Origin of the sequence: Haliscomenobacter sp. (assembly GCF_033763495.1) — a bacterium.
Classification (GTDB): Bacteria; Bacteroidota; Bacteroidia; order Chitinophagales; family Saprospiraceae; genus Haliscomenobacter.
In genome coordinates, this window is the sequence record NZ_JANRKL010000162.1 from 34,263 (window position 1) to 47,505 (window position 13,243).

Annotated in this window: 9 protein-coding genes; 2 read left to right on the forward strand and 7 right to left on the reverse strand. The window is 49.2% G+C overall.

Annotated features, from left to right (window positions below; genetic code table 11):
* Positions 1-13 precede the first annotated feature (13 nt).
* A complete protein-coding gene (tpiA, locus tag SFV55_RS17215; RefSeq protein ID WP_320030769.1) occupies positions 14-775 on the forward strand; it encodes a triose-phosphate isomerase in 762 nt (253 codons plus the stop codon).
* Positions 776-1,142: 367 nt separating this feature from the next.
* Here the strand turns inward: tpiA and SFV55_RS17220 are convergent, their stop codons facing one another.
* From SFV55_RS17220 to SFV55_RS17240, 5 genes are all read right to left on the reverse strand, one after another.
* Positions 1,143-2,027: a hypothetical protein gene (locus SFV55_RS17220; protein WP_320030770.1), complete on the reverse strand. Its 885-nt coding sequence runs from the start codon at positions 2,025-2,027 to the stop codon at positions 1,143-1,145.
* A gap of 98 nt (positions 2,028-2,125) precedes the next feature.
* Positions 2,126-3,799, reverse strand: a complete 1,674-nt coding sequence (locus tag SFV55_RS17225) for a GH39 family glycosyl hydrolase (RefSeq protein ID WP_320030771.1) — start codon at positions 3,797-3,799, stop codon at positions 2,126-2,128.
* A gap of 421 nt (positions 3,800-4,220) precedes the next feature.
* On the reverse strand, positions 4,221-5,714 hold the full coding sequence (locus tag SFV55_RS17230; RefSeq protein WP_320030772.1) for a serine hydrolase: 1,494 nt from the start codon (positions 5,712-5,714) through the stop codon (positions 4,221-4,223).
* Between the two features lie 50 nt (positions 5,715-5,764).
* Positions 5,765-6,886, reverse strand: coding sequence for a glycoside hydrolase family 18 protein (locus SFV55_RS17235; RefSeq protein WP_320030773.1), 1,122 nt, complete (start codon positions 6,884-6,886; stop codon positions 5,765-5,767).
* A gap of 59 nt (positions 6,887-6,945) precedes the next feature.
* Complete coding sequence (locus SFV55_RS17240; RefSeq protein WP_320030774.1) at positions 6,946-8,706, reverse strand: gliding motility-associated C-terminal domain-containing protein; 1,761 nt, start codon at positions 8,704-8,706, stop codon at positions 6,946-6,948.
* Positions 8,707-8,789: 83 nt separating this feature from the next.
* Between SFV55_RS17240 and SFV55_RS17245 the strand changes: the two genes are divergently transcribed.
* Positions 8,790-9,749 (forward strand): YheT family hydrolase, encoded by a 960-nt coding sequence (locus SFV55_RS17245; RefSeq protein WP_320030775.1) that lies wholly within the window; start codon positions 8,790-8,792, stop codon positions 9,747-9,749.
* Positions 9,750-9,812: 63 nt separating this feature from the next.
* Here the strand turns inward: SFV55_RS17245 and SFV55_RS17250 are convergent, their stop codons facing one another.
* A complete protein-coding gene (locus SFV55_RS17250; RefSeq protein WP_320030776.1) occupies positions 9,813-11,501 on the reverse strand; it encodes a carboxylesterase family protein in 1,689 nt (562 codons plus the stop codon).
* 73 nt (positions 11,502-11,574) lie between these two features.
* Positions 11,575-13,212: a hypothetical protein gene (locus SFV55_RS17255; RefSeq protein ID WP_320030777.1), complete on the reverse strand. Its 1,638-nt coding sequence runs from the start codon at positions 13,210-13,212 to the stop codon at positions 11,575-11,577.
* Between the last annotated feature and the right edge of the window lie 31 nt (positions 13,213-13,243).

The following is a 13,243-nucleotide window of genomic DNA, read 5'->3' on the forward strand; positions in this document are numbered from 1 at the left end:
AAATAAAATAAACATGAAAACACGTCAACAAATCGTTGCTGGCAACTGGAAGATGAACAAAAATTACGGCGAAGGCCGTGAGCTGGCAACAGAAATTGTAGCGCGCCTGAAACCTTCCGATACGAAGGTGGTGCTTTGTACCCCTTTTATTCACTTGGCCATGGTACAGGACCTGATCAATGGTGTCAGCAATTTGTACACTGGTGCCCAAAACTGCCACCAGGAGGACAAGGGTGCTTACACCGGCGAAATTTCAGTGGACATGCTGAAATCAGTAGGCGTGGGCTACGTCATCTTGGGGCACTCAGAGCGCCGCGAATATTTTGCGGAGTCGGACGAACTGCTGGCCAAAAAAGTAGATAAGGTATTGGCAGGTGGTTTGTTGCCCATCTTTTGCTGTGGTGAAAGTCTGGATATTCGCGATGCGGGCACCCATATCGCCCACGTGGAAGCACAAATCAAAGCTGGCTTGTTCCACCTGAGTGCCGAAGATTTTGCCAAGGTAGTAATCGCTTACGAACCCATCTGGGCCATCGGCACCGGGCGTACCGCTTCTCCTGAACAAGCTCAGGACATGCACGCGGCGATTCGTGCCTTGTTGGCCAGCAAATATGGCGCCGCAGCCGCAGATGCTACAACCATCCTGTATGGAGGTAGTGTGAATGGAGGCAACGCAGCCGTACTTTTTGCTCAACCTGACGTGGATGGCGGCCTGGTAGGCGGTGCTTCACTGAAGGCTGAAGAGTTCATTACAATTGTGGAGGCGACTAAGTAACTCACATTACGAAGGTTTAAACCGCAGAGTTTCGCAGAGTGCACGCAGAGTTTCACAGAGTTCCTTTTAGTTTTAAGGAGTTTGCCACCTGCGGTGGCGAGCGTTCGGATACTACTGAAATTTGATTTTTCGTACCAGCTGCTGTTCAATGCGGCCTCTGGGTACTCTTTGCCATCGCAGATGGCCTAACTTAAAAACTCCGTAAAACTCTGCGTGCACTCTGCGAAACTCTGCGGTTTAAAAACCTGAGATTAAATAGACTAAAGCTATACACTTTAGTTGCACCTTATCTGAATCAAACTTGCGTAATAGGAGTAAGTAACTAGACCATATACAGGCTTTGCTGCTGCATAAGTTTATTTTCCCCTCACTTCAATTTTCGATTCAACGCAAAACTAAAATTCTCATCCCCCACCATCAGCCGCTGCTGCTTATCCAGAAAGAACAGAACATTGTCATCTCCCACCAAAAATTGCAAGGCCTCATCCTTTTTGTCATCTGGATGGAGCTGATAAATCACAGTTTCTCCTTTTTGTTCAATCGACCAGGTGCCCGTGATTGGCTGAGCCCGGCGGAAAATTCTGATCGCGGTATAAGTCGTCGATTTCAAGGTCACGGAATCGCGGTAAAGCGTAAACCTCCATTTCAATTTGATGCATTCGTTGCTTACTGGAATGGCGTATTCATTGGCCAATTCGGTACAAGGTGTTCTCCCATCATAAACCGCCACGTAAGGCGTTGCTTTGGTGAGGGTAGCCGTGGCCAAAGTAGGAAATGCCGCCTTTTGACGAGTCGGACTTTTACGGTTCAAAGAATAACTCCAGCCACCATTGCCCACCATCAGTTGTTGTTCGGGGCCGAGTAAGTGAAAGAGGTTTTCATTGAGTTTGAGCAGCGAAAGTCGAAGGTCGGAATTCGCAGCACTCAATTGGTAGATGTCTCCTTTTGGGGTAGTGCTTTTTTGAGTGCTAAATGTCCCTTTGACCTCCTGATGGTATTCGATCACAAACCCCAACGTATTGGGCTTGCTTTTACCATATTTGATGCTCAATTCAAAGGAATTATTTGGTGTCAAAACCAAATTCCAACGGATAAAATCAATGACTCCACTTTCTTTGATCTGGAGCATGGATTTCATCACCTCATCGCAAGGTGTACTTGCCTGGAGTTCAATGGAAGTATCGTTTTTGTGCGAATCCTGAGCATTTAATACGCCAAGACTACCTATCAGAAACAACAATAAAGTTCTCATAGACCTGATTTTAAGCTGAACTATACCAAAAGTAAGTTTTTTTGATCAGTCCCAATGAATAGGAGATCAACGACCAAATCCAGGATAGCAACAACATTTTACCAGTCAAATTTCAACAACGAAACGCCCTGGCGCGGCAATTCAATCTCCATTTTTATAGCTCCGTTGTTCGTTTTTACATAAGCGGGCGAACCCAATAGGGTCAATTGACCAGCTTTTTCCAAAATTGCGATTTGCTCCGCAGTAGGATTTTCCGGCGAGCCCATTTTTTTCCACACCTCATAGGAGTTGCTGTTTTCATCATCAATGCGGTAATGGTGCAGGTTGAGCGTTTTGGCAGTAAAGCCCTTCAGGCTGAGTTCAATGCTCGCCTTGCCCGTTTTTACATCATCATCGTGGTAATGCCAAAGCATCACCGCTACCGAGCGCAAATCTTTGCTGGCAATGCCATCGATATCGGCTTTGGGGCCACGTACGCTGGAATCCCGAATGGCGGTGTAGCTGTAGTTTTGATTGCCATTGACCTCCACCCGTTTGCCTTTCATCAGGGCGAACATGCGGAAGACGTTCAGTACAGGTTTGTCGATGCCATTGGTGGCCAAATCGCGGAAACCGTAGAAATAGGGCTGGTTTTCAAATTCAAAAGACCAACTCACTGCCCCTCTCAGATTCACTTTGAAATGATCTGCCAGTGCGTATTTGCGGGCAAAAGAGGCAGCAGTATAACTGGAATACATGGTGCCATTGCGGTAGGCATTCGATGGATTGGTTTTCATGCCACAGGCTGCACAACCTTCCGGGTCGGACTCCCCAATGATGATCGGCAAACTTTTGAGGGTAGGGTAGGAGGCCACAATGCGAAAACCTTCCGAGATGTCGCGCAACTGGGTGCCCATGTTCATTTGTACGTGTCCATCCACAATTTTGGGCGCACCTTTGGCGTGAAAGGTGATGAAATCAAGGGGAGCCCCAATTTTCCCAGTCGCGTAGTTTTTGCCCGAAATACAATGGGTGAGGAAGGTTTTTAAAAAATCAGCCGCCTTGTTCCAGCTCGGCCCGGTTGTTTCGGGGCCACCCATGCGGATGGTCGGCAAGGCTCTTTTGGCGGCATCGGCGGTGTAATCGTACAACTTGCAATATTCCTCTACCGTGCCTTTCCAATAGCCGATGTTGGGTTCGTTCCAAAGTTCCCAGTACCAGCTTTCCACCTCCGCTTTGCCGTAACGTTCTACCGCGTGTTTGACCCAGGTGTAAACCAGATCGGCCCATTTTTTGTAGTCTTTCGGTGGGTAAGCCCAGCCAGTATATACCTTATCGTAAGGCATGCCTGGCTGCCAGTGGTGCTCATAAGGTTGAGGGTTGGTGGACAGGGCTTCGGGCATAAAGCTGAATTGCGCCATCGGTTTGATGCCCCGTTGGAGGTAGGCATCAAAAATTTTGTCCAGGATGGTAAAATCGTAGATGGGTTTGCCATTGGCATCTTCGGTGTAGACGTTGGTGGAGCCCCATTTGAGGTTCATTGTATCGTGCCCGGAAGTGAGCAGGTTGTGGGCGCGAAAATAAACGGGCACTGGGCTCATCGCGCTGAGTTCACTGAGGAGTTTTTTCCCGTCGCGCATGTAGGCGTAGTTGGGCTCGTCGGCACCAAACCAGGCCCAAAAAGGGTGCATCTCCCCAATCTCTTTGTTGAGGTCGACGTTGATGATGGTTTTTTGAGCAAAAACAAATTGGGCAGCTCCAAGGAGCAGGCAGTAAAGGATAAACTTTTTCATCCTGAAGATTTAAAGGGCTAATGAATTTTGTTTGTACCCCTCAAAATAGCTTTTTACCAGGATATTGATGAAACGTTTGAGGTAGGCTTCGTCAATCTAAACGTGAGTTTTGATTTATTTGCATTGAATATCAATGAATTATTGTGTTTTTCTACAAAAAGCCGTTCATTCACAACATTTTTTACCGCAGAGTTTCGCGGAGTAAACACAGAGTTTCGCAGAGTTTAGGCCACCTTCGGTGGCTAAGAGTACTCAGAGACGCACTGAATGACCACTAAATGCCTGAGATTCAAATTTTAATCATACTCGACCTCCAGCCACCAGAGGTGGCAAAACTCTTAAAAACTAATAAAACTCTGCGAAACTCTGTGTATACTCCGGGAAACTCTGCGGTAAAAAATTAATTAATTCAAACCGCACGTTAATTTAAACGTGTGAACTCCATCCCTTCGTAAGTCAACTTTCCCACCTTGCCCTCTGCATCCAGGCTGAAGCTGCCCATGGCAGTACCGTACCAATCCTGGGTGTATGGCCCGCGAAAAGTATCGTAATGCCAGTGGCTTAGCTTCGCGCTGACAAATTGATTGAGGGTGACGACAAGTCTGTTGCCTTCCAATGCGACCACTGCTTCACCATAAAGAGGATGTGTATATTTCCCAAGGTATTCCGATAAGGGTTTTCTGGGTTGGGTATTGGGAACTTGTTTGGCCTTAAATGCTGTCTCCTCCTTGTCAGCCTGGTCTTGAATTCCTTTGTAGAGGGTCAAAAACTCCGCATTCCAATCGCGGTTACCACCCAGCGCAAAGAGGTCAAAAGCCTTGTACACCAATGCATGGCGTACTTCAGCATGGTCAAAATTCCCAAAAACATAAATGCCCAGTTTGGCCTCGGGCAATTGTGCATGCATAGCAATTTCCCCGGCCAGGCTCCCGGTATGGTAATTGATTTTTTTGCCTTTGTAATCGTGTTGAAACCAGCCCAGTCCATAAGTCGTCCAGTTGGGTTTGATCAACTGCATGGTGGGGTAGAACTGGCCAGCCGGAACCAGCACCTGTGGGCGAAACAACTCGGCCCAGGTATGAGGCTCCACGAGGCGGCCTCCAGCGTATTTGCTGCTGTCCAACATGCAGATCATCCACTTGCTCATGTCGTCGATGCAGGAATGGACACTGCCCGCTGGGCCAATTTGGTCGGCACTGGTGGCTTCAATCACTTTGATGCTGCCATTGACCCGGAAATGGGGTTTGGACAAGTTGCTGGTGGGGGTGCTTTGCAGGGTGGGGTAGGTGTTGTTCATACCCAGCGGTTTGAAAATTCGGGTCTGGATGAAAACCTCCCATTTTTGGCCACTGAGTTTTTCAATCACCTTGCCCGCGGCCAGGTAAAAAATATTTTGATAAATGAAACTGGCCCGCAGCGGGTAACTGGGTACCACCTGCTGCATTTTGCGCAGCACCTCATCACCAGTCACATCCATGATGCTCCACAAAAAATCGGCATTGCCTACGCCGCTGTTGTGGGTGAAAAGGTCGCGGATTTTGAGGTCGCGGGTCACATAAGGGTCGTAGAGCAGGAATTCGGGCAGGTGTTTGCTGACGGGGTCATCCCAGGTGGCTTTGCCTTCATCGATCAGGATGGCCATACATACAGCGGTCATCGCTTTGGTGGTGGAGGCGCAGGCGAACTGGGTTTGGGTGTTGACCAGATTGTTGGTGCCCAATTGCCGAACTCCATAGGCTTTTTTGAAGAGGATTTGTCCGTCTTTTACCACAGCTACCGCCATGCCAGGCATTTGCCAACTTTGCATGGCTTTTTCGGCGTAGGTGTCGAAGGCTTGGATTTGTTGGGTAAGGTTTTGGGCAAAAAGGGACAAGGCCCCAACGAGGAGGTAAAGCAGTGTGAGCGTTTTTTTCATACCGGATTTATTGATCGTTATCAAAAGTTTAGTTGAGTGTTTTATAAAAACTACTGTTGCGCCTCCCAAATCGCCTGCAACAAACCCGTTCCCGGCTTATCATCGGTCAATTGCCAAAACATGATCCCGCCCAGTTTTTGCTTCATCACGTATTGGGTTTTGAGTTTCACTGAACTGTAGTCGTCAAAAGTAGCAAATTCCTTGCGTTGTGGGCTGTAGGCCCAGGGTGCTTGTGAGACCGAATCACGGTAAAACACAAAACCCTCTTCCGCCGTAAAAGTGCTGGAAATGCGGTGGTAAGGCACAAAGGATTTGAATTTCCCCGACTGGTACAAGCCCCGATTGACATTTTCAACCTCCACCCAGCTGCGGGCGTAAAAAGCGGCACCTAGAATGATCTTTTCGGCAGGCACACCGATTTTTAGCAATTGCTGCACGCCATCCGCTCCAGAGGCCTGTTGCTTTTCATTGGAAAACAAAGGCGTATGGTGCCCAGTAACGGTGCTATACCCACTCACCAGGTCGTAACTCATCAAATTCACATAGTTGACCAGAGGCATTACCTTGTCCCATTCGATGGATTTTTCAATAAAACTGGCAAAGCCCCCGGCGGCAAAACTCAGGACGGCTTTTTTACCCAAAACCTGTCGCAATTCCTGCACCAGGGCAGTGAAATTGGCCTTGTCTTCGGGCATAAAGGCATGCCTGGGATAACCCTCAATGCCGGGGTATTCCCAATCCAGGTCGATGCCATCGGCACCGTATTCCCGCATGAGCTCTTTGACGGAACGTGCAAATTCCTGGCGACCTTCAGCTTTGGAGAAGACCCCGGAGCAGGTTTCGCAACCACCCCAACCGCCCAAAGAAAGCATTACTTTGAGCTGTTTGTGTTTTTTCTTAAGGGCAACCAGATTGCGGATGGCGACGCTATCCTTGGCATCATCTACGGCCAGGCGTTGACCACGTAGGTGACAAAAACTGTAAATGACATGGGTGACTTGCTCCCATTTGTATTTGTCCAGGTTTTGGCCATTGCCCATGTAGTAGGCGATGGTAGCTATTTTTTTAGGTTTGGGAGGGAAAGGGAATGAATGATTTGGAACCAAAAACAGGCTCAAAAAGCCCAGGGAAAGAAATGCTGAAATGCTGCGTGCAAATAGGGAATGGAACATGACAAACTGCTTTATGGTTTGGGATGAAATTAGTAGTGACAAGATTATAAAAATCCAGGTTAATTCCGCAACAATTGCACCTGCTGGGTCAAAGTTCCTTCCTGCATGTTGCCACTTTCATCCAATACCTTGTAGCGGATTGCTACCATGTATACCCCCGGGTCAGCAGGGTTTTGGCGCCCTCGCCCATCCCAGTGCACATCCGCCCCACTTGCCGAAAACAGCCGGTCGCCCCAACGGCTGTATACACTCATTTCCACGTTTTGTAAGGGACAATTGCTGAACAAACTCAGTTGATCATTGCGGCCATCGTCATTGGGGCTAAACGCATTGGGCAGGTAGACCAAACAAGCGCAAGGTTCCCGTTTTACTTCGTATTCAAGGATGGTTGGGGCAATACAATTGTAATCGGAGGCCCGGTAAATGCCGGGTTTGGAAAGGACCCGGCTGGCTGAAGGGGTGCCATCCTCCCAAACGAAATCGGCATTTGGCAATTCCACGCTCCAATCTAACCCGCAACTCAAAGTGCTATCAATAGAAACAATCCGATTTTTGGTCAGATCACAACTTTCAGCAAAGGAAAATTTCCAGGGGGCATTGTCAATCTTTGCCTCGAGGTACCGTGGATTGAAAGGGAAAAAACTGACCGTTTGGGGCGCAATTACAATTTGACTGGAATGGGGTCGGGTTGAACTGAAATCTTCCCAGCGAAAACAAGTGCCCTGATTGGAGTCAATGGCAGCTTGCAGCATGAATCCCGCATAGCGATCAGCCGATGATGCCCTCAGATCCTGGCTCCCGATGATGCTGACCCGACCCTTGCTGGCCAGGGTTTGATAGATGCCATCCGTTTTGAGGGACTGTTCGATCAGCAATCTGCGCTGTCGGCTGATTTGGCCACTTTGACTCAGCGTCAATTGACTGGGGTAGTTTTCATTGCTTCCAGGATGATTGTAAACGGCAAACAAATCCCCCTGATCCAGTACTTGCACGTCGGCAGCGCGGCCCGTCGTTTTGAAATCAGGGCTGTTCCAAACAACCTCACCTTGAGGATTGATTTTATAAAAAAAGGATTGGTCACCTTTAATTGCTTCAAAAACAAAACCACCTTCTACGGCAATGGGTCCACCCACTGGATAATACCCCCCAGTATTTTCACTGGAATCAAAAGTGGTAGCCCACAATAAGTCGCCAGTGGAAGAAAATCGAAAGGTGTAAACCCCGGAACGGCAAAGGAAACCACCATCTTCGGTCAAAATTGCTTCACCAGTGGATTCAAAAGGAGCAAATACCTTTCCCCATTGAATGGTCAAACTTGGATCGAAAATGCACAAAAAGCCTCGTTTGGCCGTACTAAAATCCAGCACCAGGCCATAGGCCATCAGGTTGCCGTTGGGCAAAACCTGGATGTTGTAGGTGAAATTGTCCACCGTGCCCATGTGCATCATGCGATAGGCCAATTCGTTACCTTTGGGGCCGAGTTTGAGAATAAAAATGTATTCACTACCTCCTTCATAGGCGGTTCCATAGACAAATACCTCATTACTCGGGCTGATCTTGACATCTTTGAAGGTCATGAAATTTTGCTTCCATTCGAAGTTTTTGCTCCATACTGTATTGCCACAGGGATCAAGCCTGAGAATATTGATGCCACCGTTGCGGTTGGCCGTTTCACCCCGTACTGGAGAGCCACAGATCAGCAGGTCGCCATTGGAAAAGCGGGCTATTTTTTGCTCATACGGCTTGTCTGATTTCTCCAGCAACTTGAAGTACTGTTGAGAAAAACCCGAGAGGCTGTAAAACAGCAGAAACAAGGTCATAGTATGTCGGAACCCGCTTTTCATTATTCAAATATACGACTAAATTTGCGCTAAAATGTCGCCAAATTAACACAGGTTTACGTATGCCCTTTATTTCAAAAGACGATTACCTTCCACCTTGGTTGTTCCGCAATACTTATGTGAATACCATCTACCCTTCACTGCGGCGTAAAGTGCCAGATTTGCATTACACCCGCGAACGCATCGATACACCCGACGGGGATTTTTTGGATCTGGATTGGGCGGCCCAGGGCAGTGACCGCTTGGTGCTGGTTCTACACGGTCTCGAAAGTTCAGCTGAACGTGGTTACATCAAAGGGATGATCCGGCGTTTTTTTCTGGAAGGCTGGGATGGACTAGGCATGAATTTCCGGGGTTGTAGTGGGGAAAACAATCGACTGCTGCGGACCTACCACATCGGGGAAACGGGTGATTTGGACGTGGTGCTGCAACATGTTTTGGCCAAAAATCAATACCGCGAAATTGCCTTGATTGGGTTTAGCCTGGGTGGCAATGTGGTGATGAAATACCTTGGTGAAAAAAGTACCCAGGTGTACCCCGAAATCAAAAAAGCCGTAGCCATTTCGGTGCCATGCGATGTGCCCAGCGCCAATGAAGAGTTCAATAAATTGAAGAACTGGATTTACATGTACCGCTTCATGAGCACCCTGAACCCTAAGATGCACGAAAAAGCCCAACGTTTTCCGGATCAGTTTCAGGTCAGCATCCCCAAGCCGCGCAATTTTGGAGAGTTTGATGGGGCTTTTACGGCGCCGGTGCATGGTTTTGAGAGTGCTGAAGACTACTGGACCCGTAACAGCAGCATCCTGTTTTTACCCGACATTTGCATTCCAACCTTGTTGATCAATGCCAAAGATGACACCTTTTTAAGCCCTTCCTGTTTTCCGTATGAACTGGCGGAAAAATCTTCTTATTTCCACTTGATGGCACCGAGGTATGGCGGGCATTGTGGGTTTTACACTCCAGGGAAGCGGAATGTGTTTTGGTCGGAGGAGCAGGCTTGGGAATTTGTGGCGGGGTAGAGACGCACGGCCGTGCGTCTCCAATTCTCATGCATGAGACGCACAAGCGTGCTTCTCTACAAATCAACTAATCACATACGGCGGCAAAACCTTACGCGCTTCCCGATCAGGGTCATTTTGCAAGGCACAGGTATCGTCCAGGAACATGGTTTCGCCCTTGTCTGAAGAATACTTGGCCCATTTGGGCAATCCACCACCATTGGGGTCACCCGTTTTCATGAACTGCAACAGTGCACCGGCCATTTTTTGAGACAATGCCCTAGGGCGTGCCCCACCACCGGTGTGCGATAACATGGTGTCGGTATTGTAAAACCAGAAGCAAATATCCAGGCAATGGAAGGCGCGTAGCCGATTGTCGAACAATGGCGGTTGCCAGCCAAACCAGGCCAGATACACTGGCGCTTCTTGCTTGGATTTGGAATCCGCCAATAGAACTGATCTTTGGCGATGATTGGTGATCATCGACCAGATTTCGGCTGGTTTTTTATTGGAAAATGTTTTGGCGTAGGCATCTACAATTGCACCTGCTTTTTCCCCATAAGTGCCTTTAAATTGTTCCTTCAAGCCATCTAGTGTGATGGACTCCCTGCTGGAATCGGTCCAGGTACTGGAACTTTCGTTGGTTACCGAACAAATCAGCATCGGAACTTTGGCCGCGTAGGGCGAGGGCTTTTGCCAATAAGGATGGTCGGGAATGTGTTTGCCATCGACCCGCGGCTGGAAAATCTGGGAAGCGCTGGCAGCAGTTTTACCCGAATCCACGGCTAGTTTTCCAGCGGCTCGCAGGGCGATTTCGTAGTATTTCTGCCAGGGCATCTGTTGGAGTTGATCTACTTGAGCAGGCTCCAACCCGGCCTCTTTCAGGATATAGGCACCCAGTTTTTTGGAAAGATCGGGAAGACCCAAATCAACCCTGGCCCCACTCAAAACGACTGCTTTGCTGAATAAACCTTTTGCCGCAGGCATGGCCGTGGTGGTACACACTTTGGAGCCACCACCGGATTGCCCCATGATGGTTACATTGTTGGGATCGCCGCCAAAGTTGGCAATGTTGTCATGTATCCATTCCAGGGCAGCCACCAAATCCAGCATCCCCACATTGCCAGAGGAGGCGTATTTTTCACCACCTACCCCAGAAAGGTCAGTAAAACCGAGAGGGCCCAGGCGGTGGTTGACGGAGCAAAAAACCACGTCACCTAGCCGAGCCAGGTTTTCGCCTTTGTACCCTTCGTGCTCAATGGCGTTGCCATTCCAAAATCCGCCGCCGTGCATCCACAACAAAACCGGGCGTTTTTTGCTGTCGTTGTATCCCGGCGTAAAGATGTTGATGCGCAAACAATCCTCGCTCACATCGTCGTAATTCCACTGATCACGGAAGGAGGCGAACTTGTTGGCGTAGCGGTTTTCCATTTGTTGCGGCGCCGAGTTGCCCCACCAGAGGGCAGGGTAGGTGTCGGTCCAGGGCTTGGGTTTTTGGGGTGGCATAAAGCGATTGGCCCCCGAGGTATCCGCTCCGTAGGGGATGCCCAGAAAATGGTAAATGTCTCGTAGGATGAAACCCCTTACTTTGCCATAGTTGGTATTGGCCAGTGCAATATTGTCTCCGACGAACAATACCTGATCACCCTCTTTGGCTGGCTCTTCTTTACTGGCATTGCTAGCCAATGCAAAGGGCGACCCTAAGCCCAGGGCGGCGGCTCCGGCGCTGAGGGTTTTAAAAAAGCGGCGGCGGGTTGCTTGTGTTTTTTTCATTCTGATGCTAGGTTGAGTATTGTTAAGATTTTTTTGGCATAAGGCTCTTTGGGCACTCAAAAAAAGAAAATCATCAATTCCCTGATATCGGAGCTTCCACCCCAGTCATCTCCCAATGGCCCAAAATCGCCGGAATATTCCCCATGGCATTGAAGCGATCTAAAAAAGCTTTGATCTGGAAAGGCTCTTTTTTCAGCTCTTGCATCCTTGCAAAATCCATCATGGCATTTTCGATCAAGTACTTTCCGGTCACATAACTCGTGCCATAGCCTGGCTGGCGGAGATAGAGGTGTTGTTCAAAAATCCGCAGTTCCGGTTCGGTTTTCATCCAGCCACGTGGGGTGTAGTCCATATGGATGCCTCCGGCCTCGGCCATGGTCATTTCGTTGGCGTGGGCGTAGAGGGAGCCCAGGCCGCGGGCAGCCCGTTGGGCCAGCATGATGTACACAATCTCGCGCACCCGGGGATCGTCCTTGTACAAGCCCGCCTGCATGAACATTTCTTCTACAGCGGTGGCGATGCCTTCGTTGTGGGAGTCGAAAATGTTGTATAGCAAGGGTGCACGGCGGATCTCATTGGCATGTGGCTCTTGGTCCATCAAGGCCAGTTCAAACCAGTGGTAAAAATGGGAATACAGCGGACGAGGGTCGTAATGCACGGTGATCCAGAAAAAATTGCGTTTTTCCTGCGGCACAAATTTGCCCAAATGGGCTTCCAGGGCCGGAGTGAAATAGTCCTTCATGCTCATGATCTCATCATTTTTGAGAAAATTGAGCAGGCTTTGTGCTGCCCGTTTGGCCAGGGCATTGTAAGCTTCGGGAGAGTCGACAGCGACGAGTTCCGGGAGTTTGCGGTTGGCGTGTTCTTCAAGTTTGAGGGCCGACCAGGCGCGGGCAAGTTCCCGTTTGAGTAGCATCACTTCATCATCCCAGGTTAGGGGTACGAGATGGACGTTTTGCTGGTACCAGGTATAGTTTTCTTTGCCAATGCCAGAGGGCCCGGTTTTGGTTTTGGCCTCTTTTTCCAGCCAGTCGACGAAATGATCGGTGGAGGCAATGCAGGTTTGGATGGTTTTGGCCAGTTCCGTATCGGCCTTTACCCCCGGCAAATCCAGCATGGCCTTTAAGTTGTCACTTTGGGAGCGAATGTCGCGTATTCCGGCAGTCCAGAGGTCTTTGGCATTGCCCGTCAGATTAAGTTGAGCTTGTTCGTTCAGGGCAGGGATAACCCATAAATCGCTCAATAAACGTTCTTTTTCTTTTGGACTCAAAGGAAAGGTATAAGTCCAAAGATCGGTGACCCGGTGGTGGGTTGGGCCTTCGTGCGCCGGTACATCGCTGCGGTCGGTGTAGATGGATTGGTAAAAAGCGGGGTCACGCACCCAGGGCTGGAGCACGCGTTGGTTGAAATCATAACCATTCATTTCCGCCCAGAGGATGGTCCAATCTACCCTTTGTGGGATGGTCCAATTGCTGGTATCCATGGCCAGGAGTTGAGCTCGCAGTTTTTTGAACTCGGGTTGGCGTTTTTGAAAAGTGGCAGCGGTATAATCGGGAGCCCCATCGCGTAGGGGTGGCGTTTCAAAACTACGCCAGTTTTTGAAGAGGGCAAGCAGGTCGCTGTATTGGGCAGAACCTTTGTTAGGGGTAGGTTCGGATTGACAGCTGTTGAGCAGGCAGGCTGCAAGGAGTAAGGCTAGGGAAAGACGCATGGTGAACTTGGTTTTGTGCTGAACAAGATAC